Here is a 23,902-nt window from a genome sequence, read left to right as displayed (position 1 = left end):
TACCGGAACGTGCCGGGCCTTGCTGGGGCTTGCCGGGAGTCGGGCGTGTGCCGGGTGAGAGAGGGGGGTGGGGACGGGGCGGGAAGCTGTGAGCGGGGCGGGGCAGGGCGGGATCGAGCTCGAGCTGGGGGAGGTGAGGGCCTCGGCGACCGGTCAGCGCCCTAAGACTCGCGGACGGCGTCCTGCCGCAGGCTCCCGCCCAGCGCGAAGGCCTTCTTGTAGACCTCGGGCGCGAGCATCCGCCGGATCCGGCGCTCGACCGGGGTCACGTCCGGGTCGTCCACGATCAGCTGTCCGCGCAGCGCCGACGCGGCGCCGAGGAGTGTCGCGGCGCGCTCGGGCTCGACCGCCCGGGACGCCAACGCCTCGGCCACCTGCGCGACTTCGAGTCCATGCGTCTGGGCGCCCGTCGACAGCGTGCGGGCCTGCGCGAACCACTCGTCCGCCTCGTCCGCACGTCCCTCCGCGAGGGCCACGCGCCCCAGTCCCAGGAAGATGTGCACGGTCTGGCCGACGCTGTACCAGGAGCGTGCGCTCGTCTCCAGGGCCGCCTCGTAGTGCTCGCGCGCACGGGCCGTGTCCCCGGACAGACGCGCCGCGTCGCCCATGCCCCACAGTGCCCCCGCCACCTTCTCGGGCGCGCCCGCGACCCGCGCCAGCTCGCCGGCGCGCGTGAAGTCCGCGGTCGCCTCCTCGTACGCACCGCTGCGCAGCAGGACGGCGCCGCGCCGGCACAGCAGGTCGGACGTCTCCTCGGGTGCAGCCAACTCCCGTGCGTAGTGCAGTGCTTCGTCGATCAGTTCCAGTGCGCGGGTCCGCTCGCCGCGCCAGTCGGCGTACATGCCCAGCTGATCGAGGGAGTTGGCCATGCCCCACCGGTCGCCGGTCTCCCGGAAACCGGCCAGGGCCTGGGCGAACAAGGCCTCCGACGCCGCCGGGCGCCCCGCGAACTGCTCCTGGAACCCGAGGCCGACGGCGAGCAGCGCCCGACCCCACGGATCGCTCCCCACCTGGGCGTGCACTCGCTCGTCCCGGGACCGCTCGGGCCCGACGGCGAGCGTCCACAGCACCACCGTGAACGGCAGCCTCAGCTGGTGGTCGATCGAGGCCAGCACCTGGTCCGCGCACGCGAGCCGGGCCTCGTCGCCGTCCCCCATGACGGCGTTGAGCCCGCACAACGCGTACTCCTCCTCGAGGCCCGGCGGCGGCTCCGGCCCCACCGCGTCCATCAGCTCACGGGCGAGATCCACGCGTTCGCTGGCCAGCCCGTGCAACCGCCAGAACCACGACAGGGCCGCCATGAGGCGCAGCCCGTCGGACGGGGCGGCATCCAGGCAGTGGCGCAGCGCAGCATCGAGATTGCCCCGCTCCGTCGACAGCCGCTCCAGCCAGGGGAGTTGATCGCGCCCGCGCAGCCGTGGCTCGGCCTCCTCCGCGAGCCGCAGGAAATACGCGGCGTGCGCGTCACGCAGCTCCCGCAGAAGGGGATCCGGCAGCTGCTCGGCGCAGAAGGCACGGATCGTCTCCAGCATCCGGTACCGCCCGTCGGACGCCTCCAGGAACGACTTCTCCGCGAGGGAGGCCAACAGATCCTCCGGGTACGGGATGCCGCACACCGCCTCCACCGCGTCCAGCGTCGCGCCCCCGGACAGGCCCCCGCCCGCGAACACCGTCAGGCGGCACGCCAGGTCCCGCTCCTCCTGGTCGAGCAGCTCCCAGCTCCACTCCACGACGGCCCGCAGCGTGCGATGCCGGGGTGCCTTGGTGCGATCCCCGCGCGACAGCACCCGGAAGCGGTCACCGAGCCGCTCGGCCAGTTCGTCGACCGTGAGCGTACGCAGCCGGGCCGCGGCCAGCTCGATCGCCAGTGGCAGCCCGTCGAGGGCCGCGCAGATGCCGTCGATCGCCGCCACGCGCGCGTGCTCGTCCCCATCAAAACCGGGCCGGACCGCCGCCGCCCGGTCCCGGAACAGCTGGGCCGCCGGGCCCGCCGCGAGGGGCGGCACCGGACACAGCACCTCACCGGTGATGCCGAGCGCCTCCCGGCTCGTCGCCAGGATCCGCAGGCCGGAGCAGGTGCCCAGGAGCAGCCCCGCCACCTGGGCCGCGCCCTCGACCAGGTGCTCACAGTTGTCGAGCACGAGCAGCAGCTCACGGCCTTCGAGCGCGGCCACGAGCCGCTCCGTGGCCTCCTCGCCCTGCGGGCCGCGCAGCCCCTCGCGCACACCGAGCGCGGTGAGGATCGCGTACGGGATCCCCGTGCCAACGGTGAGCGGCGCCAGCTCCACGTAGCAGACGTCCGCGTGGGCCCGCCCCGCCTCGACCGCGAGCCGTGTCTTGCCCGCGCCGCCGGGCCCGGTCAGCGTCACCAGACGAGCGCCGGCCAGCAGCGCGTCGATCCGGGCCAGTTCCTCTGCCCGTCCCACGAAGCGCGTCAACTGCGCGGGCACCCCGCGCTGTCGCACGGGCTCCCGCCCCCGCAGCAGTTCCAAGTGCAGCGCCGACAGCTCCGGCGACGGGTCGGCGCCCAACTCGTCCGCGAGGACGCGCCGCGCCTCTTCGTAGACGCGCAGTGCCTCAGCGGGCCGCCCCGCCGCGTGCAGCGCGCGCATCAGCAGCCCGTACAGGCGCTCGCCGAGCGGATACCGCGCGATCAGCTCGCGCACCTCCGCCACCAGCTCCGCGCCGCCGCCCAGTGCCAGGTCGGCCTCGATCCGGTCCTGCACGGCCCCGAGGCGCAGCTCGTCCAGCTTCGGCAGGTCGTGCGGCGCCGGACCGCGCCACAGGCCGAGCCCCTCCCTCAGAAGCGCCGCCGCGCGCGCGTGGTCTCCCGCGCCCAGCGCCTGCCCGCCCTCGCGCGCGAGGCGCTCGAAGCGGTGCACGTCGACCGAGTCCGGGTCGACGACCAGCCGGTATCCGGCCGGCCCCGTCTCGATCTCCAGGCCGAGCCGCTTGCGCAGCCGGGAGACCTGCGACTGCAACGCGTTGGCCGCGTTGGCCGGCGGGGTCTCGCCGTACAGGCCGTCGATCAGACGCTGCACCGAGACCGTGCGGTCGGCGTCCAGGAGCAGCGCGGTCAGCAGCGCACGCGGCCGTGGCCCCCCGGCGTCCAGGGGGCTGCCGTCAGAGGCCCGCACATCGAGGGGGCCGAGAATGCCGAACCGCATGCGCAGAGTCTGGCAGCCACCACCGACAGTCATGCCCGGGACGGAGATCTTGAGCCCGTCCCGGTCGCGGGCACACGAAAAAGCCGGCCCCCGAGGGGACCGGCTGATTCAAGCAACCAGCGAGGTGGCCGCGCTACGCGAAACGTCAGCGCGAGACCTTGCCGGCCTTGATGCACGAGGTGCAGACGTTGAGCCGCTTCGGCGTCCGCCCGACCACTGCACGCACACGCTGGATGTTCGGGTTCCAGCGACGGGACGTACGGCGGTGCGAGTGCGAAATGTTGTTGCCGAAGCCCGGCCCCTTGCCGCAGACGTCGCAGTTGGCAGCCACGGGTCACTCCAAAGACTTCAGATGCACTTACGGTTGATCCCGGCATGCCGGGATCAAGATCAGAGGATCTGAGTGGCGGTGCCAGGGGAGAGCCCGATGGATATCGGGCAACCGGAGCAGCATACAACGGCTGCTTCGGTACAACGAAACTACCATGGCTGCCCGGGCCGCTGCCCCGGACCCCGGACCAGGCCCCTTTCCTGACGGCCTCCTGGCGGGGTCTACTCTGCGAGGCCAGTCCAGCTGCTCAAGGGAGGCGCAGGTGCCGCATGTGCTCGACGTCGTCGCGGTGCGCGCCTGGTGCTCACTCGCCCTGGAAGCGCTCGGCCGGGACCGTGCGGAGATCGACGCGATCAACGTGTATCCCGTGGCCGACGGGGACACCGGCACCAATCTCTATCTGACCGTCGAGTCCGCGCATCAAGCCGTCGAAGCCGTCTTCGCGGGCCTGGAGGCCGGTCCCGATCCGGTCGTCCCCACGCTGCCCGAAGTGATGCGCGCGATGGCTCACGGCGCGCTCATCGGTGCCCGCGGCAACTCCGGAACGATCCTCGCGCAGCTGTTGAGGGGCATGGCCCAGGTGCTCGCCGACGGTGCGGGCCGTGACGCAGATCACGGCTCCGGGGCCGAGGCAGGCGCACTGCGGCTCGCGCTGCGCCGGGCCGCCGAGTCCGCGCGCGAGGCGGTCGCCCACCCCGTCGAAGGCACGGTACTCACCGTCGCGACGGCGGCCGCGGACGCGGCGTCGGACGTCGGTGACGGGGACTGCGGCGCTGTGGCCCGCGCCGCATATGAAGGCGCGTGCGCGGCGCTCGACGCGACGCCCGGACAGCTCGCGGTGCTGGGCCGCGCCGGCGTCGTGGACGCGGGCGGGCGCGGTCTCGTCGTGATGCTCGGCGCGCTGAGCGAGGCCGTCTCCGGGCACACCACACCACTACGTGGCCGGGAAGACGGAAAGAAGCACGCGCGCGTGGACACGGTCGCGGCCACCAAGGAAGGCACTGACGGCGCCCCCCTTGAATGTGTGGAGGAGCACGGCGCTGCCGGGCCCGCCTTCGAGGTCATCTACCTTCTCGAAGCCGACGACCGGGCCGTGGCCCGGCTGCGGACCAGGCTCGACGCTCTGGGCGACTCGCTGGTGGTGGTCGGCGGGGACGGTCTGTGGAACGTCCACGTGCACGTCGACGACGCGGGCGCGGCCGTGGAGGCGGGTGTCGAGGCCGGACGGCCCTACCGCATCCGCATCACGCACTTCGGCCTCGGTGACGCCCACGCGGCCTCGGCGCCGCCGCGCGAGCGGGCACAGCGGGCCGTCGTGGCCGTCGTACCGGGCGACGGTCTGGCGGGGCTGTACACGGAGGCGGGCGCGACGACCGTGCCCGACCGGCCGGGCGAACCGCCGGCCAGCGGTGAGCTGGTCGACGCGATCCGGCGTGCCCACGCGCGTGAGGTGGTGCTCCTGCCGAACGACGCGGAGCTGCGGCACACCGCGGCGGCCGCCGCCGAGCAGGCCAGGTCCGAAGGGGTGCGGGTCGCCCTCATCCCGACCCGGTCCGCGGTGCAGGGCATCGCCGCGCTCGCCGTGCACGAACCCGACCGGCGCTTCGACGAGGACGTCGTCGCGATGACCTCGGCCGCCGGAGCGACCCGGTACGCCGAACTGGCCGTCGCCGAGCGCCAGTCCTGGACCATGGCCGGCATCTGCCAGGCGGGCGACGTCCTCGGCCTCATCGACGGCGACGTCGCCGTCATCGGCGGCGAGGTCCCGGCGACCGCCCGCACCGTCCTCGACCGGATGCTCGCGGCCGGCGGCGAACTCGTGACGCTCGTCCTGGGCGACGAGGTTCCCGACGAGATCGCGGACAGCCTCGAGCAGCACGTCCGCGAGACCTACCTGGCCGTGGACACCGTGGTGTACCGGGGCGGGCGGCAGTCGGCGCTGATGCTGATCGGCGTCGAGTAGCCGCCCGCCGGCCTACTCGGCGAGCGCCGCGCGGGCCTCGTCCCGCCGCTCCGTGTCGCCCGCCTCATCGAACGCGGCGGCGGCGCGCTCCAGTTGGACCGCGCGTTCCGCGTCGTCGCGCCGGTCCAAGAGCTGCGCGAACTGCCGGTGCGTATGGCCGAGCTCGGACAGCAGTGCATCCCGGTCGACGTCGTCCGAGGACAGCGCCTCCTCGCAGGCGCGGATCGACGCCGTCATCAACTCCCGTTCGTCGTCCGCCGACGCGGAGTCCAGCCAGGCACGCGCGCGCAGGCACCGCACCACCGCGTACACGTGCCCGAGGGAACGCCACAGCTCACCCGCGCGTGTGTAAGCACGATCCGCCTCTTCGGGGCGGCCGGCCCGGTCGAGGGCGTCCGCCGCCAGGTTCGCCAGCATCGCGTGGTCGCGCTGCTCGGGCCAGTGCTGGGCGATCTCCGCCGCCTTCAGCCAGGCCTCGGCGGACTGCAGGTGCTCGCCGAGCGCGCGGGCGCAGTCGCCGAGCCACCACTGGGCCTGCACGATCGCCCCGTCGCCGTGGTCCTCGGCGGTCAGGTCGAGCAGCGCCGACTCCAGCACCTCGGCCGCCTCTGCCATGCGCTCCTCGCGCAGCAGGTGGCCGCCCAGCTGGAAGCGCGCCCAGGCGCCGAACCCGGCGTCCCCGTCCGCCTCGTCGGCCCAGTGCGTGGCCTCCAGAGCGTGCGCGGACGCGAGCCCGAACTGCTCGGTGGCGGCCAGCACGTCGGCGAGCCGCAGATGCAGCTGCGCCGCGCTCGACGGGTCCAGGTGCCCCGCTCCGTGCTCCAGCGCCGCCCGGAGCGCCCGCTCGGCGCCCGCCGCGTCGTCCCGCTCCCGCGCGAGCCCCGCGAGGCGCACTTCGCAGTCCACCGCCAGCCAGGGGCGCCCCGCCGCCACGTGTGCGGCCGCGGACTCCTCGTACAGCGCCGCGGCCGTCTCCGGGTCGCCGCGGTGCACCGCGATGTCCCCGAGCATCGACCGTGCCGACGCCGCCTGAGAGGCGAGCCGGGGTACGTCGGGGAACGGTTCCGTGAGGGCGAGCAGTTGGTGGACGCACCCCTCGGCCGCAGCGACCTCGGCGTCCCCGGAGTGGGCCTGCAGCAGGATGCGCGCGCGGCACGCCAGGACGGCCGCGGCCGGACGGGCCGTCGTGGCGTCCAGATCCTTCAGGGCGCCGCGCACCTGCTCGTACGGCTCCTGGATCGCGGCGACGGCTTCAGCGCTCCGTCCCGCGACCGAGAGCGCGTAGGCGCCACGCGCGCGTGCCGCCCTCGCCTCGTCCGGCGCGCCGGCCGCCTCGTACAACTCGGCCGCCCGCGCGAACAGTTCGGGCGCCTCCTCGGCTTCCATCGCCCTGTAGTCGGCGATCTCCGCATGGTCGTGGTCGGTCAGCTCCAGGCCCTCCGACTCGGCGGCCCGCGCGGCCGCCTGCCAGGCGCGGGCCGCGGCGGGGCCTCCTTCGGCCTCCGACAGCCGTCGCGCCTCGGCCACCAGGGCCGCCGCGTCCACGGTCGCTTCCGCCGGGGGCGCGGCGACGGGCTTCGAAGGCGCCGTCCGTACGACCCGTACGCCCAGTGGCAGGCGCTCCAGCAGGGGCTGCTGGTCCATCCGCTCCCGGACCCGCGTGCCCACGCGCGCGGTGCCGTTGCGCTCGTCGAAGCGGGCCGCGATGGTCAGTGCCTCCGCGCGCGCGTGGACGGCGAGTTCGGAGGCCGTCCAGGCGCGGCCCGCCGGCCCGGGAACACTCTGCTCGCCCAGACCCAGCGCGACCAGCCGGTCCATCACCAGGGCGGTCACGGCGAGGAAGTCCATCAGGCCCTGCGGATTACCGCTGTCCGTGAAGTAGGCCGGCCGCTCCGCGAGCAGTTCGAGCGCCCGCGCCTCGTTCCCGGTCAGGGCGCAGAACTCCACGTGCGACGCGAAGGCGCCCCGCATCGACTCCATGGGCCGGACGAGACGGTAGCCGCGCAGGTGGTTCGCGCGGGCCTCCTCGACGCGCCCCAGCCTCAGCAGGGGAAGCAGCGAGGCGGGGAGCGTGGCGTGCGGCTCGTGGGCGCACGTGAACTCGCCCTCCAGCACCGGCCCCCACAGCTCCAGCGCCCGCTCGTCCCGGTGCAGGGCCGACTGCCGCTCGCCCTGCCCGTTCAGCTCGCAGGCATGGCAGTCGGCCATGTCGTCGCGGTCGGCCGCCAGCCAAGCGTCGTACGCGCGCGTGGCCCGCTCCTCGTCGCCTATGTGGTCCGCGACGTAGAACTCGCTCATACGGACGGCCCGCTCGGAGTGACCCGCCACCCTGTAGCGGTGCTCCATCTCGCCGAGCCACTTCTCTATGGAGGCGAGCGGAATGTGCGGCTGATGCAGCATGCCGCCGGACATCCACTTGAAGACCCAGTGCAGCGAGTGCGTCTCGTAGGCGTCGAAGTCCTCGGGGCGCTCGTCCCACATGCGCAGCAGACGCGCGAAGGGGACGAACATCTTGTCTTTCTCGGAGCTGTAGTTGTACATCTGCAGCTGATGGCCGAGCGCCTCGATCACGGCGAGCGGGACGCCGAGCTTCTCGGCCTCGGCGAGCAGCTGCTCCGCGCGGGCGCCGCGGGCCGGGCCCTCGGGCTGCGCCGCGTTCTCCGCCATCGCCCGGCGCAGCGCGTCCAGGTCCGTGCTCGCGTTCATCGGATGTCGTCCTTTCCGGTGCCGGGATGGGTGGCCCACTCCAGGAGGCCGATGAACGAGCGGTTCAGGAGCGCGGAGTCGGCGGGGCGCAGCGGGCGCTGCGCCATCAGGAGCGCCTGCCCGTACAGAGCCTCGGCGGCCGTGCCGATCAGCTCCGGGTCGGACAGTGAACTCACCCTGCGGATCAACGGGTTGAGGTGGTTGAGCACGAGCCGCGCGCGGGGGGCGCTGCCGCGCAGCGAGCCGAGGATGCCCGCCCACAGGTCGTCTGCCTGGGCCTCGGCGTCCGCGCGTGCCTGCTCGTGCCGGGCCGCCCGGTCGTCCAGATGCAGTGCCGGCACGGTGAGGGGATGGAAGGCGCGCAGGGCGACGTCACAGCCCAACGGGTCGAGCCTGGCCCGCGCGGACGCCAGGAAGGCCGACAGGGCCAGCTCCTCGGCCGGGTCGACGGCATCCAGGTGCGCGGTCACCGTGTCCGCGTCCAGTTCCGACACGGCCGTGCCCGGGCGCACCGACGGCAGCGCCTCGACCAGATCGGCGTCATACGTGTAACCGCCGTTGACGACCCCGATGCCCTGCGCGGAGGCGATCGGCGCGACCTGCCGGTACTCCTCCACGGTCCGGGTGAAGTGCACGACCGGGTGTCGCTGGGCGAACTCCTCCAGGGAGAGCTGCCCGTCCGTCGTCTCGAACGGCAGCCACGGAAGCATCGTGCGCAGCATCTCCTTGTCGTGCCGCGCAAGGGACTTGACCCCCAAGTGGTGCACGGACAAGAAGGCCGCGAGGCGCTCGGGATCACCGGCCGCCAGCGACGTCAGCCACTCCCGGATGCGCTCGCCCAGGGCCTCCCGGACGGCGGCCAGGGTCTCGTCCTCGTAGAGCGACTCGCGCGACGCCGTGGGACGCAGGCTGTCCGTGTCGATCACGCAGCGCACGAAGAAGGCCCAGTCGGGCAGCAGTTGCTCGGCCCGGTCGGTGAGCAGCATGCCCTTGAGGTGGACCCGGTGCCCCGCGCGCTGTGCCGGGCTGACCGCCTGCGGCAGCACGTGGGCGACTCCCCGGATCCCCGCGAGCGGCACCTCCAGGTCGATCGAGTCCAACGGCGTGAAGCCGAACAGCTCGTGACAGTGGCGGGCCAGGGCCACCCGGCGGGCGGCCGGGCTGGGATACGTACGGCTCCAGGCGGCCGGCAGGTCCGTGACCGCCGCGTCCCCGACCCGCACGTCGTACGGCAGCATCGAGCCGAAGTCCCGCGCCAGGGACAGGACCCGCTCCTCGGTCAGCCAGTCGGCGGCGCCCGCCCGGGCCTCCAGGTGCACGGTCGTGCCGGGCTCCGCGCGGGCCGCGTCCGGGAGCGTACGGACCGAGTACGAGCCGTCGTCGCGGGCCGTCCACTCGACCGGCGGCGCGTCGGGCGTGCGCGCGCTGCGGCTGACCACACGGATCCGCTCGGCCACGACGAAGCAGGCGAGCAGGCCGATGCCGAACTGCCCCAGGAAGTCGGCACGGGCCGACTCCAGGCCGTCGCCGCGCTTGGAGCTGCGGCCGATCGTCGCGAGCAGGCTGTGCACGTCGGCCTCGGTCAGACCGATGCCCGAGTCCTCGACGCGCAGCGACCCGCCCTCGGCGAACAGGCGCACCGTGGCAGGGGAGTCGGGCTGCTCGGCACGGCGGGCCGTGACGGCGTCCACCGCGTTCTGCAGCAGCTCGCGCAGATAGACCTTCGGGCTGGAGTAAAGGTGATGGGAGAGGAGGTCGACGAGACCGCGCAGGTCGACCTGGAATGTGTGCGGTGTCTGTGAGTCCATCGTCGCTGCGCCGGTGGGGGGACGGGCGACGGCGCGGGTCGGGCGGTCCCACGAGAGGTGACCGCGATCAAGGGCCGGAGCCGGTCATCCTAGGGCCGGAGAGTCCCTTGTGACCAGCGGTTTTCAGGGATGTTCGCGGGATTGTCAGTGGTGTGGTGTGCAATGGATCTCGTGCCCGTGCTCGAAGAACCACTGAAGAAGGTGCTCGGTCCTCCCACCGCGAAGGTGATGGCCGAGCACCTAGGCCTGCACACCGTCGGTGACCTGCTCCACCACTACCCGCGCAGATACGCGGAGCGCGGTGAGCTCACCGCGCTCGCGGAGCTGCCGCTCGACGAGCACGTCACGGTCGTCGCCCAGGTCGCGACCGCCCGCGTCCTGAGGTTCAACGGCGGGAGCGGACAGCGCCTGGAAGTCACCATCACCGACGGCAGCGGACAGCTCCAGCTCGTCTTCTTCGGCCGGGGCATCCACAAGCCGCACAAGGACCTGCTGCCGGGCACGCGCGCGATGTTCGCGGGGAAGGTCGGGGTCTTCAACCGGAAGATGCAGCTGGCGCACCCCGCGTACCAGTTGCTGAACGCCGACTCCTCGCAGGACGCGGCCGAGGCCGTCGGCTCCTGGGCGGGAGCGCTCCTGCCGCTCTATCCGGCCACCGCCAAGCTGGAGTCCTGGAAGATCGCCAAGGCCGTCGACCTGGTGCTCCCCAGCGCCCAGGAAGCCGTCGATCCGCTGCCCGAGGCACTGCGGGAGAGCCGCGGCCTGGTCCCGCTCACCGAGGCGCTGCTCAAGATCCACCGGCCGCAGACCAAGGCCGACATCGCCGACGCACGCGCCCGCCTCAAGTGGGACGAGGCGTTCGTTCTCCAAGTCGCCCTCGCCAGGCGCCGGTTCGCGGACACCCAGCTCACCGCCGTCGCGCGCGTGCCGAAGCCGGACGGACTCCTCACCGCCTTCGACGCGAAGCTGCCGTTCACGCTCACCGACGGCCAGCAGAAGGTCTCCAAGGAGATCTTCGACGACCTGGCCACCGAGCACCCGATGCACCGGCTGCTCCAGGGCGAGGTCGGCTCCGGAAAGACGATGGTGGCGCTGCGCGCCATGCTCGCCGTCGTCGACGCGGGCGGTCAGGCCGCGATGCTCGCCCCCACCGAGGTCCTCGCACAGCAGCACCACCGCTCGATCACCGAGATGATGGGCGAGCTGGCCGAGGGCGGCATGCTCGGCGGTTCGGAGCACTCCACCAAGGTCGTGCTGCTCACCGGTTCCATGGGCACCGCAGCGCGCCGTCAGGCCCTGCTCGACCTGGTCACCGGCGAGGCCGGCATCGTCATCGGCACGCACGCGTTGATCGAGGACAAGGTGCAGTTCCACGACCTGGGACTGGTCGTCGTGGACGAGCAGCACCGGTTCGGCGTGGAGCAGCGCGACGCGCTGCGCTCCAAGGGCAAGCAGCCCCCGCACCTCCTGGTCATGACCGCGACGCCGATCCCGCGCACAGTCGCCATGACGGTCTTCGGCGACCTGGAGACCTCCGTTCTCGACCAGCTTCCGGCCGGCCGCTCGCCGATCGCCAGCCATGTGGTGCCCGCCGCCGACAAGCCGCACTTCCTGTCCCGCGCGTGGGAGCGCGTCCGGGAAGAAGTGGGCAAGGGGCATCAGGCGTACGTCGTCTGCCCCCGGATCGGCGACGACGAGGACGAGAAGCCCAAGAAGGGCGGCAAGAGCGCGGCCAAGAAGCAGTCCGCCGAGGACGAGGCGGAGAAGCGGCCGCCGCTCGCCGTGCTCGACGTGGCCGACGAGCTGGCGCACGGCCCCCTCCAGGGCCTCAAGGTCGAGGTGCTGCACGGCCGGATGCAGCCCGACGACAAGGACGCCGTGATGCGCCGCTTCGCCGCCGGCGAGACGGACGTCCTGGTGGCGACGACCGTCATCGAGGTCGGGGTGAACGTGCCGAACGCGACAGCGATGGTGATCATGGACGCCGACCGCTTCGGCGTCTCGCAGCTCCACCAGCTGCGCGGCCGCGTCGGCCGTGGCTCGGCGGCCGGCCTGTGCCTTCTGGTCACCGAGATGCCCGAGGCCAGCCCCGCCCGCGCCCGCCTGGGCGCCGTCGCCTCCACGCTCGACGGCTTCGAGCTGTCCCGTATCGACCTGGAGCAGCGCCGCGAGGGCGACGTCCTCGGACAGGCCCAGTCCGGAGTGCGTTCCTCCCTGCGGATGCTCGCCGTCATCGAGGACGAGGAGATCATCGCCGAGGCGCGCGAGGAGGCGACCCGGGTGGTCACGGCCGACCCCGACCTGGAGCGCCTGCCCGGCCTGCGCACGGCGCTCGACGCACTCCTGGACGAGGAGCGTGAGCAGTACCTCGACAAGGGCTGAGACACTGATCGGGGGCAGACCCCGCCGACCCCATCGGTCGGGACGGGCCTGCCACCGAAAAGCCGACGAGTGACAAGCCGACAAGGACCGAGATGACCCGCGTGATCGCCGGGCGCGCCGGCGGACGCCGCCTGGCCGTGCCGCCGGGCAACGGCACCCGCCCCACCTCCGACCGCGCGCGCGAAGGCCTCTTCTCCACCTGGCAGGCGCTGCACGGCACGCTCGACGGCACCCGCGTCGCCGATTTGTACGCGGGCTCGGGAGCCGTCGGCCTGGAGGCCCTGTCCCGCGGCGCCGCGCACGCCCTGCTCGTCGAGGCGGACGCCCGGGCGGCCCGCACCGTCCGCGAGAACATCAAGTCCCTCGGCCTTCCCGGAGCCGAGGCACGTACCGGAAAAGCGGAACAAGTCGTCACCGGTCCGCCCCCGGCAACGCCCTATGACCTGGTCTTCCTCGACCCTCCGTACGCCGTCTCGGATGACGATCTTCGCGAGATTCTGCTCACACTCAGCGCTCAGGGCTGGCTCGCGGACGAAGCGCTCGTCACCGTTGAACGCAGTACAAGAGGCGGCGAATTCCAGTGGCCCGACGGGTTCGAGGGACTGAGGTCCCGTCGTTACGGCGAGGGCACGTTTTGGTACGGTCGCGCCGCCTTGAACACCACCCTCACGTGCGACGACGCACGATGACCGGACCGGAGAGCGAGGGACTTCCCGTGCGCCGCGCAGTCTGTCCCGGGTCGTTCGACCCCATCACCAACGGCCACCTCGACATCATCGCCCGAGCCTCCAAGCTGTACGACGTGGTGCACGTCGCGGTGATGATCAACAAGTCCAAGCAGGGCCTGTTCACCGTCGACGAGCGGATCGAGCTGATCCGCGAGGTCACCGCCGAGTTCGGCAACGTGGAGGTGGAGTCCTTCCACGGCCTCCTCGTCGACTTCTGCAAGCAGCGCGACATTCCCGCCATCGTGAAGGGCCTGCGTGCCGTCAGCGACTTCGACTACGAGCTGCAGATGGCCCAGATGAACAACGGCCTCTCGGGCGTGGAGACCCTCTTCGTCCCCACCAACCCCACCTACAGCTTCCTGTCCTCCTCGCTCGTCAAGGAGGTCGCTGCCTGGGGCGGAGACGTGTCGCACCTGGTCCCGCCACTGGTGCACCGGTCGCTGACCGAGCGCCTGCCCAAGAAGTGACACCCACGCACCAGTTGGGCATACAGTCGTCCCGTCCGTCTCCAACCCCCGTGTCACCCCGGTGACAAGACGAGAGAGTGGCGAGCACACGGTGGACGTGCAGAAGAAGCTCGACGAGATCGTCGCCGCGGTCGGCAGTGCCCGATCCATGCCCATGTCGGCCTCGTGCGTGGTCAACCGCGCCGACCTGCTCGCGATGCTCGAAGAGGTGCGCCAGGCGCTGCCCGGCTCCCTCGCCCAGGCCCAGGAGCTGATCGGCGGCCGCGAGCAGATGGTCGAGCAGGCCCGCGCCGAAGCCGAGCGGATCATCGAGACCGCGCACGCCGAGCGCGGCTCCCTGATCTCCGACACCGAGATCGCCCGCCGCTCGCAGAACGAGGCGGAGCGGATCCTCACCGAGGCCCGTCAGGAGGCCGAGGAGGTCCGCGCGGAGGCCGACGAGTACGTCGACTCCAAGCTGGCCAACTTCGAGGTCGTCCTCAACAAGACCCTCGGCTCGGTCGGCCGCGGCCGCGAGAAGCTCCTCGGTACCGGCCCCGGCACGGACGAGCAGGGCTACGAGGACGAGGACGCCCCCGAGCGCAGCCACGACCCCGAGACGCTCCGCCGCGACGCCGACGCCTACGTCGACACGAAGCTGGGCGCCTTCGAGGCGGTCCTCGCCAAGACCCTCGACGCCGTCGGCAAGGGCCGGCAGAAGCTGCACGGGCGCATCGCCAGCGACGACCTGGGCGCGTTGTCGATGGACGGCGACGGCGTTTCCCAGCCGCACACCAGCGACGCCGACTACCTGGCGGGCCTGGCGGAGATCGGCGGCCAGGACCCGGACCCGCGTCCGGAGCCCGCTGCCGCCCCGCAGATCCCGGCCCAGCAGCCGGTCGAGGCGTACGCCCAGCAGCAGGATCCGTACGCGTACCAGCAGGCACAGCAGGATCCGTACGCCGCGTATCAGCAGCAGGACCCGTACGCGTACCAGCAGGCACAGCAGGATCCGTACGCCGCGTATCAGCAGCAGGACCCGTACGCGTACCAGCAGCCGCAGCAGGACCAGCAGGCCCAGGCCGGCGCGCTCGACGAGACCAGCCTCTTCGACACGAGCATGATCAACATGGATCAGGTGCGGGAGTACGAGCGCCAGTACGAGCAGGGCCGCTGACGCCTGATCGCCGGGGCCGCCCCTGGGGTGGCCGGGACCGGATTGGGCCGAGAGCGAAAGGTCCAGTACCCTGGTTCTTCGGTCGCGCGTACACGTGTGATCCCCAGCTGCCCGGAAGGCTCGCGGCGGCAACCCCATGAGTTTCGAAGATCGAAAGCAGGACCAGCCCTGAGTACCCACCTCGACCACCGCAACCCACTCGTGTTCGATACGCACGAGCTGGGTCGGCGTCCTGGTGCCATGCAGCGGCTGTCCCGCACGATCGACGCTCCCCGGGACTTCGGTATCCAGGGAGTCATCGAGGTGCCGGAAGGCGCCCCGGTGGAGCTCGACCTCCGTCTGGAGTCGGTCATGGAAGGGGTGCTTGTCACAGGCACCGCCCGTGCATCGGCGAAGGGGGAGTGCGTAAGGTGTCTGGAGCCGATCGGCCTCGACGTCGAAGCGGACTTCCAGGAGATGTTCTCGTACCCTGACGCCGACGACCGTGGCCGTGTCCGCACGGAACCGGTCGACGACGCCGAGGAAGACGAGGACAGGCTCTTTCTCGAGGACGGTCTGTTCGACCTCGAGACCGTGCTGCGTGATGCGGTGGTGCTCGCACTGCCGATGCAGCCGGTGTGCCAGGACGACTGCGAGGGACTGTGCTCCGAGTGTGGAGTGCGGCTCGCGGACGAACCGGGACATCATCACGACGCCGTCGACATCCGTTGGGCGGCTTTGCAGGGACTCGCTGGATCCATCCAGGACGGCGAGAAGGACGAGATGAGCGGCGCCGAAGCGGAAGCGGGCGTCGACGAGAAGCAGGAGAAGTAGCCGTGGCTGTTCCGAAGCGGAAGATGTCGCGCAGCAACACGCGCCACCGCCGGTCGCAGTGGAAGGCTGCGGTCCCCACCCTGGTTTCGTGTGAGCGTTGCCAGGAGCCCAAGCTGCAGCACATCGCGTGCCCCGCTTGTGGCACCTACAACAAGCGCCAGGTCCTCGAGGTCTGAGCGGCTGGTGAGAGGCTCTATGTCTGACGCCAAGAAAAAGGCGGACACCACAGCCTCGTCCCACACGCTTCTGGAAGGGCGGCTCGGGTACAAGCTCGAGTCCGCCCTTCTGGTGCGTGCGCTGACGCATCGCTCGTACGCGTACGAGAACGGCGGACTGCCCACGAACGAGCGGCTGGAGTTCCTCGGTGACTCCGTGCTCGGCCTCGTGGTCACCGACACGCTCTACCGCACCCACCCCGACCTGCCCGAAGGCCAGCTGGCCAAGTTGCGGGCCGCGGTGGTCAATTCGCGTGCACTGGCGGAGGTCAGCCGCGGGCTGGACCTGGGCTCCTTCATCCGGCTCGGCCGGGGCGAAGAGGGCACGGGCGGCCGGGACAAGGCGTCCATCCTCGCCGACACCCTCGAAGCGGTGATCGGCGCGGTGTATCTGGACCAGGGACTGGACGCGGCGGGCGAACTCGTCCACCGGCTGTTCGACCCGTTGATCGAGAAGTCCTCGAATCTGGGTGCCGGCCTGGACTGGAAGACCAGTCTCCAGGAGCTCACGGCGACCGAGGGGCTCGGCGTTCCCGAGTACCTGGTCTCCGAGACCGGCCCGGACCACGAGAAGACCTTCACTGCTGCCGCCCGCGTCGGAGGCGTCTCGTACGGCACCGGCACCGGCCGCAGCAAGAAGGAAGCGGAGCAGCAGGCCGCCGAGTCCGCATGGCGTGCGATTCGCGCCGCGGCGGACGAGCGGGCCAAGGCGGCGGCTTCGGCCGCGGCCTCCGAAGGGGCGGCCGCCGACACCGCCCCTGGCGCGTAACCGCTCAGCTTCCTGCGCCCGTCCCCACTGGCTCCGGCCAGTGGGGACGGGCGTTTTTTCGGCGGCCGGCCTCTGGGCGTCGTGCTCCACGTGCGGCTTCATGGGGGCTGGTCGCGCAGTTCCCCGCGCCCCGCCGCGGCGCGATACGCTCCCCGGACCCCATCGCATCCGCCCCCTTACGGAGGACCCCCGTGCCAGAGCTGCCCGAAGTAGAGGTCGTCCGGCGCGGCCTCGCCCGGTGGGTGGCGCACCGCACCGTCGCCGACGCGGAGGTCCTGCACCCGCGCGCCGTACGCCGCCACATCGCGGGCGGCGACGACTTCGCGCACCGCCTCAAGGGGCAGCGGATCGGGGAGCCGAGCCGGCGCGGCAAGTACCTCTGGCTGCCCCTGGAGACGACCCACATGTCGGTGCTCGCGCACCTCGGCATGAGCGGCCAGCTCCTGGTCCAGCCGCACGAGGCCCCGGACGAGAAGCACCTGCGCATCCGCGTCCGCTTCGCCGACGACCTCGGCACCGAACTCCGCTTCGTCGATCAGCGCACCTTCGGCGGGCTGTCGTTGCACGAGACCGCCGAGAACAGTGCGGACGGTCTGCCCGACGTCATCGCGCACATCGCCCGCGACCCCCTGGACCCGCTCTTCGACGACGCGGCCTTCCACGACGCGCTGCGCAGGAAGCGCACCACCATCAAGCGCGCCCTGCTCGACCAGTCGCTCATCAGCGGTGTCGGCAACATCTACGCGGACGAGGCGCTCTGGCGGGCGAAGCTGCACTACGAGCGCCCCACCGCCACGCTGACCCGCCCGCGCACCGCCGAACTCCTGGGCCACGTAAGGGACGTGATGAACGCGGCGCTCGCGGTGGGCGGCACGAGCTTCGACTCCCTCTACGTGAATGTGAACGGGGAGTCGGGCTACTTCGACCGGTCGCTCGACGCCTACGGACGCGAGGGTGAACCCTGCCGGCGGTGTGCCACGCCGATGCGCCGCCGGGCCTGGATGAACCGGTCCAGCTACTACTGCCCGCGGTGTCAGCGCGTCCCGCGCGTCTCGTCGTAACGCTCGCGCGCCACCAGGACGTCGTCCATCCGTCCCTCCACGAAGTGGATGAGGCTCAGCAGCCGGTCGGCCACCTCGCGGCCCAGCGGCGTCAGTTCGTAGTCCACACGCGGCGGATTCGTCGGCTGGGCCTCACGGTGCACCAGACCGTCGCGCTCCAGCGCGTGCAGTGTCTGGGACAGCATCTTCTCGCTCACCCCGTCGACGCGACGGCGCAGCTCGTTGAAGCGGAGCGAGCCCTCGTGCAGCGCCCCGAGGGTGAGCGCGCCCCAGCGGCCGGTGACGTGCTCCAGCGTGCCGCGGGACGGACACGCCTTGGAGAACACGTCGTAGGCGAGGTCGATTGAGTCCATCCTTCGAGCATACTCTCGCGCAGCGCAACCCAATAGGTGGCGCTATCGAAAAGATAGCGCCACCTATAGGTGCTCAAAAAGGGCTCAGAAGCCGAAGTCCTGCGTCCACCAAGGACCGCCGGACCCGAAGTGCACACCCACGCCCAGGGTCTTGTAGTCGCAGTTGAGGATGTTCGCCTTGTGGCCGGGACTGTTCATCCAGGCGTCCATCACGGACTGGGCGTTGGCCTGGCCGCGGGCGATGTTCTCGCCGCCGAGGTCCGTGATGCCGGCCTTCTTGGCGCGGTCCCACGGCGTCGCGCCGTCCGGGTCGGTGTGGTCGAAGAAGTTCCGCGCGGCCATGTCCTCGCTGAACGCGGTCGCCAAAGCGGCGAGGCCGCTGTCGGCGGTCACGGGGGAGCAGCCGACCTTGGCCCGCTCCTGGTTGACGAGGGTCAGCACCTGAGCCGCGGCCGCGCTCTCCGACGAGGTGGCGGGTGCCTTCTCGGCGGGCGCCTGCGTCTTCTCGGGAGCCTGGGTGGAAGGGCTCGCGCTCTTCGTCGTGGTGCCGCTGCCGGAACTCTTGGAGCGGGACTCCTGCGGCGTCTTCGAGGGCTCCGAGGACGGCTTGGCCGACGCGGACTTCGAGGGCGACACCGAGGGCGTGGCCCGCTCGGTGTCGCGGCTCGCGGACGACGGGGCGCGGTCCTCGACCGCGCCGTCCGTGCCGCCCTGCGCCTCGACGGTGGGGGAGTCGGCGGCCTGCACCTTGTTCCCGCCGTTGTCGCCGCCGAGCTTGTAGTTGTCGGCGCCCGGGATCAGCCCCGACGCCACCGCGACCGCGCCCAGGGCGACGGCGGCGGAGACGCCGAGCAGACCGGTGCGGACCGGGACGCCGCCGCGCTTCTTGCGCCGGTGCGACCGACCGCCCTGCTCCTGTCCCGACCCGCCGGCCGAGGATATGGAGCCGTACAGGCCGGTCACGGTCTCGTCGTCGTGCGGGGAGTACGGCGAGTGCCCGAAGGGGGCGCGCGCGTGCCCGGCGGGCCCGGCGGCGTGCTCGTACGGGTACTCGCCGTAGTACGACCCCGCCTGACCTGCGCCGTACGTCTCGCCGTATGCTTCGGCGTGCACGTCCTCGGCGTAGGTCTCCGGGGTATCCGCGGCGCGGCCCGTGGCGGCGCGCCCGGCGGCGGAGCGTCGGTGGCGTCCCATGTCCTGGCCTTCCTCGTCCTCGCGGTCGTCGATGTGACTCACCCGTACGAGTGAGGCTCATCGGTCCGCGACGGTACCCCAAGACGCAAGGGGACGAAGTGCTCCGAGTGCAATTGGCCGGTTAGCGTGCACCCATGAACGAAGACGTACGGCTGACCGCGTGGGTGCGAGGACGCGTCCAACGTGTGGGTTTTCGGTGGTTCACCCGTGCCCGGGCCATGGAGATCGGCGGCCTGAGTGGTTTTGCTCTCAATTTGGACGACGGCCGCGTCCAGGTCGTCGCCGAGGGGTCGCGCGCCGGATGTCAGCAACTGCTCGACTGGCTCCACGGCGACGACACACCCGGCCGCGTCGACGGTGTCACTGAGATCTGGGACACGCCCCGTGGCGGTTACGACGGGTTTGCCATTCGCTGAACCGTCGCCGCAGGCGGGGCCGGGTGCACCCCGGGAAGAGATGCCATGGGCAACTGCTCCCGGCAGAAACGCCCTGGTGGTTGCCAAGGCGGGGCGCTCGTGGGAGGCTCCGGGGTACGGATGATCGCTACGCCCCCAGGGTCCCGAAGGTCAGGCCGCGCCGGACGATTCACGGCGCGAAGCCCCCGGGTTGCCCGCCAATACGGGGCGTGATCGTGTTGACCGTCAAACTTTTTGGTGAGACTCTGGAATCCCCGCGCACCTTAGCTGTTTGGCATGTAAGAACGGCAGCACAACAAGAAGTGCCAAGCACCGCGGGTGCGATTCCCTCACGACCCACCACCGCTTCGGTCGGTCACTCAGTGTGGAGGACCACTCATCATGGCAAAGGCGCTTCTCGGTTACGTCGGCGGCAGCGACCCGCGACTCCTCGCCGAGATGCGACGGCTCCAGCAGCGCGTCCAGGATCTGGAATCCGAGCTCGGCAGGATCCAGGCTGAGAACGACGCGCTCGCGGCTGCCGCTTCTCACGACTCTCTCATCGAGAGCATCGACGTACCCCAGGCGGAGCCTGCGCTCACCTGACCACGCCCAGCGACGCGCGTGAGCAGGCTGCTCGTATCAGCCGCTTGACAGAGATATGCAAGGGACGCTTCGGCGTCCCTTCTTTCTTGCTCCCTGTGCCTCGATCTTCACGCCCCCGCGCACCCAAGCGTTTTCTTAACGTCTGATGTGCCCTGCACTTTCATGAGCGAAACCGCGGGTTCATGGAGTGAGACAGAGGTGCCGGGTAGAGTCCGACGGCGTGCACCTCAAGGCTCTGACCCTGCGCGGGTTCAAATCGTTCGCCTCGGCCACCACGCTGCGGTTCGAGCCGGGCATCACCTGCGTCGTGGGGCCCAACGGCTCGGGCAAGTCCAATGTCGTGGACGCCCTCAGCTGGGTCATGGGCGAGCAGGGCGCCAAGTCGCTGCGCGGCGGCAAGATGGAGGACGTCATCTTCGCCGGCACCACCGGCCGCCCCCCGCTGGGCCGCGCCGAGGTGTCGCTGACCATCGACAACTCCGACGGCGCGCTGCCCATCGAGTACGCCGAGGTCACCATCACGCGGATCATGTTCCGCAACGGCGGCAGCGAGTACCAGATCAACGGCGACACATGCCGCCTCCTCGACATCCAGGACCTGCTGTCCGACTCCGGTATCGGCCGCGAGATGCACGTCATCGTCGGCCAGGGCCAGCTCGACGGCGTGCTGCACGCCGACCCGATGGGCCGCCGCGCCTTCATCGAGGAGGCCGCGGGTGTCCTCAAGCACCGCAAGCGCAAGGAGAAGGCGCTGCGGAAGCTGGACGCGATGCAGGCCAACCTCGCCCGCGTACAGGACCTGACCGACGAACTGCGGCGGCAGCTGAAGCCGCTGGGCCGGCAGGCCGCCGTCGCCCGCAGGGCCGCCGTCATCCAGGCCGACCTGCGCGACACGCGGCTGCGGCTGCTCGCCGACGATCTCGTACGGCTGCGGGAGGCGCTCAGCGCCGAGGTCGCCGACGAGGCCGAGCTGAAGCGGCGCAAGGAAGCCGCCGAGGACGAGCTGAAGAAGGCGCTGCTGCGCGAGGGGCACCTGGAGGACGAGGTGCGGCAGCTGACGCCCCGGCTGCAGCGGGCGCAGCAGAGCTGGTACGAGCTGTCGCAGCTCGCCGAGCGGGTGCGCGGCACGATCTCGCTGGCCGACGCGCGCGTCAAGAGCGCCACCTCCGTCCCGACCGAGGAGCGGCGCGGGCGCGACCCCGAGGACCTGGAGCGCGAGGCCGCCCGGGTGCGGGAGCAGGAGGCCGAGCTGGCGGCGGCGCTCGAGGCGGCGCAGATCGCGCTGGACGAGACCGTCTCCCACCGGGCCGAGCTGGAGCGTGAACTGGCGGTCGAGGAGCGCCGGCTGAAGGACGTCGCCCGCGCCATCGCCGACCGCAGGGAAGGGCTCGCCCGGCTTCAGGGCCAGGTCAACGCGGCCCGCTCCCGGGCCGCTTCCGCGCAGGCCGAGATCGACCGGCTCGCCGTCGCGCGGGACGAGGCGCAGCAGCGGGCCGTCGCCGCGCAGGAGGAGTACGAGCAGCTCAAGGCCGAGGTCGACGGGCTCGACGCCGGGGACGAGGAGCTCGTGGCGCAGCTGGAGGCCGCCAAGGCCGCGCTCGCCGGTGCCGAGTCCACGCTCTCCGCGGCCCGTGAGGCGGCCACGTCCGCGGAGCGCAAGCGGGCCGCTGTCGCCGCCCGGCACGAGGCGCTCGCGCTCGGGCTGCGCAGGAAGGACGGTTCGGGCGCGCTGCTCGGAGCGAAGGAACGATTGACCGGGGTGCTCGGGCCCGCCGCCGAGCTGTTGTCGGTGGCGCCGGGGTTCGAGGTGCCGGTGGCGGCGGCGTTCGGCGCGGCGGCCGACGCGATCGCCGTGACCACGCCCGCCTCCGCGGCGGACGCGATTCGCCTGCTGCGCAAGCAGGACGCGGGGCGGGCCGCCCTGCTGCTGGCCGGGGAGGCCGCTGCCGCGCCCGCCGCACAGCCGCCGGGCAGTCCGCCGCACGCCGCCGAGCTCGTCCGCGGTCCCGCCGAGCTGATGCCCGCCGTGCGGCACCTGCTCCGCGACATCGTGGTCGTCGGGACGCTGGAGGACGCCGAGGACCTGGTCTACGCGCGGCCCGAACTGACCGCGGTGACCGCCGAGGGGGACCTGCTCGGGGCGCACTTCGCGCAGGGCGGGTCCGCGGGGGCGCCCAGCCTGCTCGAAGTGCAGGCGTCCGTCGACGAGGCGGCCGCCGAGCTGGAGCACCTGGCGGCACAGTGCGAGGAGCTGGCCGAGGCACAGCACTCGGCGGTCGAGCGGCGCAAGGAGTGCGCCGTGCTCGTCGAGGAGTTGGGGCAGCGGCAGCGGGCCATAGAGCGGGAGCGCTCGGGCCGGGCGCAGCAGCTCGGGCGGCTCGCCGGACAGGCGCGCGGCGCCGCGGGCGAGGCCGAGCGGAGCGCCGCGGCGGCGGCCCAGGCGCAGGACGCGCTGGAGAAGGCCGCCATGGACGCGGAGGAGCTGGCCGAGCGGCTCGCCGTGGCCGAGGAGCAGCCCGCCGACGAGGAGCCGGACACCTCCGCGCGTGACCGGCTCTCGGCGGACGGGGCCAACGCCCGCCAGACGGAGATGGAGGCTCGGCTCCAGGTGCGTACGCACGAGGAGCGGGTGAAGGGGCTCTCGGGGCGGGCCGACTCGCTCGACCGGGCCGCCCGCGCCGAACGCGAGGCACGCGCGCGTGCCGAGCGACAGCGCGCCCGCCTCAAGTACGAGGCCGCCGTCGCCGAGGCCGTGGCGTCCGGTGCGCGGCAGCTGCTCGCGCACGTCGAGGTGTCCGTCACGCGGGCCGACGCGGAGCGGACGCTGGCCGAGCGGGCCAAGGGCGAGCGGGAGCGGGAGCTCGTCGCGGAGCGGGCCCGCGGCCGCGACCTGAAGGCGGAACTCGACAAGCTCACTGATTCGGTCCACCGCGGCGAGGTACTCGGTGCCGAGAAGCGGCTGCGGATCGAGCAGCTGGAGACCAAGGCGCTGGAGGAACTCGGTGTGGAACCGGCCGGGCTTGTCGCGGACTACGGTCCCGACCAGCTCGTGCCGCCCTCGCTCCCCGCCGAGGGTGAGGAACTGCCGGAGGACCCGGAGCACCCGCGCAACAAGCCGCGGCCGTTCGTCCGTTCGGAGCAGGAGAAGCGGCTCAAGTCCGCCGAGCGCGCGTACCAGCAGCTCGGCAAGGTCAATCCGCTGGCCCTGGAGGAGTTCGCGGCGCTGGAAGAGCGCCACAAGTTCCTCAGTGAGCAGCTGGAGGACCTGAAGAAGACCCGGGCCGACCTCCTTCAGGTGGTGAAGGAGGTCGACGAGCGCGTCGAGCAGGTCTTCACCGAGGCGTACCGGGACACGGCGCGCGAGTTCGAGGGCGTCTTCAGCCGGCTGTTCCCGGGCGGCGACGGACGGCTGATCCTGACCGATCCCGACAACATGCTCACGACGGGCGTGGACGTCGAGGCCCGCCCGCCGGGCAAGAAGGTCAAGCGGCTGAGCCTGCTCTCCGGCGGCGAGCGATCGCTGACCGCCGTGGCGCTGCTGGTCTCCATCTTCAAGGCGCGGCCCAGCCCGTTCTACGTGATGGACGAGGTCGAGGCCGCTCTGGACGACACCAATCTGCAGCGTCTCATCCGCATCATGCAGGAGCTGCAGGAGGCCTCGCAGCTCATCGTGATCACGCACCAGAAGCGCACGATGGAGGTCGCCGACGCGCTGTACGGCGTCTCCATGCAGGGCGACGGGGTGTCGAAGGTGATCAGCCAGCGGCTGCGCTAGTCGAGTCCGGCTC

The 23,902-nt window shown here is 71.8% G+C and carries 18 protein-coding genes; 12 read left to right on the top strand and 6 right to left on the bottom strand.

The genetic code is table 11. The features are described from left to right. Positions 1 to 161: 161 nt before the first annotated feature. Both ACQUQD_RS12190 and rpmB read right to left on the bottom strand, forming a co-directional pair. On the bottom strand, positions 162 to 3,167 hold the full coding sequence (locus ACQUQD_RS12190; protein ID WP_428952076.1) for a BTAD domain-containing putative transcriptional regulator: 3,006 nt from the start codon (positions 3,165 to 3,167) through the stop codon (positions 162 to 164). 145 nt (positions 3,168 to 3,312) lie between these two features. Beyond that, positions 3,313 to 3,498: a 50S ribosomal protein L28 gene (gene rpmB / locus ACQUQD_RS12185; RefSeq protein ID WP_003957616.1), complete on the bottom strand. Its 186-nt coding sequence runs from the start codon at positions 3,496 to 3,498 to the stop codon at positions 3,313 to 3,315. Positions 3,499 to 3,652: 154 nt separating this feature from the next. Here rpmB and ACQUQD_RS12180 point away from each other — a divergent pair, with 154 nt between their 5' ends. Further along, positions 3,653 to 5,461, top strand: a complete 1,809-nt coding sequence (locus ACQUQD_RS12180) for a DAK2 domain-containing protein (protein ID WP_428952075.1) — start codon at positions 3,653 to 3,655, stop codon at positions 5,459 to 5,461. A 12-nt stretch (positions 5,462 to 5,473) separates the two neighbouring features. Here the strand turns inward: ACQUQD_RS12180 and ACQUQD_RS12175 are convergent, their stop codons facing one another. After that, positions 5,474 to 8,167 (bottom strand): tetratricopeptide repeat protein, encoded by a 2,694-nt coding sequence (locus ACQUQD_RS12175; protein WP_428952074.1) that lies wholly within the window; start codon positions 8,165 to 8,167, stop codon positions 5,474 to 5,476. Continuing rightward, positions 8,164 to 9,975 (bottom strand): HSP90 family protein, encoded by a 1,812-nt coding sequence (locus ACQUQD_RS12170; protein WP_428952073.1) that lies wholly within the window; start codon positions 9,973 to 9,975, stop codon positions 8,164 to 8,166. The genes ACQUQD_RS12175 and ACQUQD_RS12170 overlap by 4 nt, the downstream gene beginning before the upstream one ends. Before the next feature lie 162 nt (positions 9,976 to 10,137). On the opposite strand from ACQUQD_RS12170, the gene recG reads away from it, so the two are divergent. The 8 genes from recG (at position 10,138) to mutM (ending at position 17,566) form a co-directional block, all read left to right on the top strand. Further along, entirely contained in the window at positions 10,138 to 12,357 is a 2,220-nt protein-coding gene (gene recG / locus ACQUQD_RS12165) for an ATP-dependent DNA helicase RecG (protein WP_428952072.1), read from the top strand. A gap of 92 nt (positions 12,358 to 12,449) precedes the next feature. Then, positions 12,450 to 13,046 (top strand): 16S rRNA (guanine(966)-N(2))-methyltransferase RsmD, encoded by a 597-nt coding sequence (gene rsmD, locus ACQUQD_RS12160; protein WP_428952071.1) that lies wholly within the window; start codon positions 12,450 to 12,452, stop codon positions 13,044 to 13,046. Positions 13,047 to 13,072: 26 nt separating this feature from the next. Then, positions 13,073 to 13,552 carry a pantetheine-phosphate adenylyltransferase gene (gene coaD, locus ACQUQD_RS12155; RefSeq protein WP_428952070.1) on the top strand — a complete coding sequence of 160 codons (480 nt, stop codon included), beginning with the start codon at positions 13,073 to 13,075 and terminating at the stop codon, positions 13,550 to 13,552. Positions 13,553 to 13,643: 91 nt separating this feature from the next. Continuing rightward, complete coding sequence (locus tag ACQUQD_RS12150) at positions 13,644 to 14,708, top strand: cell division initiation protein (protein WP_428957533.1); 1,065 nt, start codon at positions 13,644 to 13,646, stop codon at positions 14,706 to 14,708. 168 nt (positions 14,709 to 14,876) lie between these two features. After that, positions 14,877 to 15,521 carry a YceD family protein gene (locus ACQUQD_RS12145; protein WP_428957532.1) on the top strand — a complete coding sequence of 215 codons (645 nt, stop codon included), beginning with the start codon at positions 14,877 to 14,879 and terminating at the stop codon, positions 15,519 to 15,521. A gap of 2 nt (positions 15,522 to 15,523) precedes the next feature. Continuing rightward, complete coding sequence (gene rpmF / locus ACQUQD_RS12140) at positions 15,524 to 15,697, top strand: 50S ribosomal protein L32 (RefSeq protein ID WP_030361955.1); 174 nt, start codon at positions 15,524 to 15,526, stop codon at positions 15,695 to 15,697. A 19-nt stretch (positions 15,698 to 15,716) separates the two neighbouring features. Beyond that, positions 15,717 to 16,505 (top strand): ribonuclease III, encoded by a 789-nt coding sequence (gene rnc, locus ACQUQD_RS12135; protein WP_428952069.1) that lies wholly within the window; start codon positions 15,717 to 15,719, stop codon positions 16,503 to 16,505. A gap of 191 nt (positions 16,506 to 16,696) precedes the next feature. Continuing rightward, entirely contained in the window at positions 16,697 to 17,566 is an 870-nt protein-coding gene (gene mutM, locus ACQUQD_RS12130; protein WP_428952068.1) for a bifunctional DNA-formamidopyrimidine glycosylase/DNA-(apurinic or apyrimidinic site) lyase, read from the top strand. Here the strand turns inward: mutM and ACQUQD_RS12125 are convergent. After that, positions 17,539 to 17,919: a winged helix-turn-helix transcriptional regulator gene (locus ACQUQD_RS12125; protein ID WP_428952067.1), complete on the bottom strand. Its 381-nt coding sequence runs from the start codon at positions 17,917 to 17,919 to the stop codon at positions 17,539 to 17,541. The two genes, mutM and ACQUQD_RS12125, sit on opposite strands and share 28 nt — an antisense overlap. A gap of 84 nt (positions 17,920 to 18,003) precedes the next feature. Further along, positions 18,004 to 19,113 carry a CAP domain-containing protein gene (locus tag ACQUQD_RS12120; RefSeq protein WP_428957531.1) on the bottom strand — a complete coding sequence of 370 codons (1,110 nt, stop codon included), beginning with the start codon at positions 19,111 to 19,113 and terminating at the stop codon, positions 18,004 to 18,006. A gap of 134 nt (positions 19,114 to 19,247) precedes the next feature. Between ACQUQD_RS12120 and ACQUQD_RS12115 the strand changes: the two genes are divergently transcribed. The 3 genes from ACQUQD_RS12115 to smc all read left to right on the top strand — a co-directional run bounded on the left by ACQUQD_RS12115 (position 19,248) and on the right by smc (position 23,889). After that, positions 19,248 to 19,529, top strand: coding sequence for an acylphosphatase (locus tag ACQUQD_RS12115; protein ID WP_428952066.1), 282 nt, complete (start codon positions 19,248 to 19,250; stop codon positions 19,527 to 19,529). A 381-nt stretch (positions 19,530 to 19,910) separates the two neighbouring features. Beyond that, complete coding sequence (locus ACQUQD_RS12110) at positions 19,911 to 20,114, top strand: hypothetical protein (RefSeq protein ID WP_428952065.1); 204 nt, start codon at positions 19,911 to 19,913, stop codon at positions 20,112 to 20,114. Positions 20,115 to 20,334: 220 nt separating this feature from the next. Beyond that, a complete protein-coding gene (smc, locus tag ACQUQD_RS12105) occupies positions 20,335 to 23,889 on the top strand; it encodes a chromosome segregation protein SMC (protein ID WP_428952064.1) in 3,555 nt (1,184 codons plus the stop codon). Positions 23,890 to 23,902: the final 13 nt, after the last annotated feature.

The organism is Streptomyces sp. cg35, assembly GCF_050410835.1.
Lineage (GTDB): Bacteria > Actinomycetota > Actinomycetes > Streptomycetales > Streptomycetaceae > Streptomyces.
Note: the sequence above shows the minus strand (reverse complement) of the source record. Positions and strands in the feature narration are given on the sequence as shown.

Bases quoted from the DNA above. Each gene is read 5' to 3' on its own strand.
- ACQUQD_RS12190 (WP_428952076.1), bottom strand. From the start codon at position 3,167: ATGCGGTTCGGCATTCTCGGCCCCCTCGATGTGCGGGCCTCTGACGGC.
- ACQUQD_RS12180 (WP_428952075.1), top strand. From the start codon at position 3,653: ATGGCTGCCCGGGCCGCTGCCCCGGACCCCGGACCAGGCCCCTTTCCT.
- ACQUQD_RS12175 (WP_428952074.1), bottom strand. From the start codon at position 8,167: ATGAACGCGAGCACGGACCTGGACGCGCTGCGCCGGGCGATGGCGGAG.
- ACQUQD_RS12170 (WP_428952073.1), bottom strand. From the start codon at position 9,975: ATGGACTCACAGACACCGCACACATTCCAGGTCGACCTGCGCGGTCTC.
- recG (WP_428952072.1), top strand. From the start codon at position 10,138: ATGGATCTCGTGCCCGTGCTCGAAGAACCACTGAAGAAGGTGCTCGGT.
- rsmD (WP_428952071.1), top strand. From the start codon at position 12,450: ATGACCCGCGTGATCGCCGGGCGCGCCGGCGGACGCCGCCTGGCCGTG.
- rnc (WP_428952069.1), top strand. From the start codon at position 15,717: ATGTCTGACGCCAAGAAAAAGGCGGACACCACAGCCTCGTCCCACACG.
- ACQUQD_RS12125 (WP_428952067.1), bottom strand. From the start codon at position 17,919: ATGGACTCAATCGACCTCGCCTACGACGTGTTCTCCAAGGCGTGTCCG.
- ACQUQD_RS12120 (WP_428957531.1), bottom strand. From the start codon at position 19,113: ATGGGACGCCACCGACGCTCCGCCGCCGGGCGCGCCGCCACGGGCCGC.
- ACQUQD_RS12115 (WP_428952066.1), top strand. From the start codon at position 19,248: ATGAACGAAGACGTACGGCTGACCGCGTGGGTGCGAGGACGCGTCCAA.
- ACQUQD_RS12110 (WP_428952065.1), top strand. From the start codon at position 19,911: ATGGCAAAGGCGCTTCTCGGTTACGTCGGCGGCAGCGACCCGCGACTC.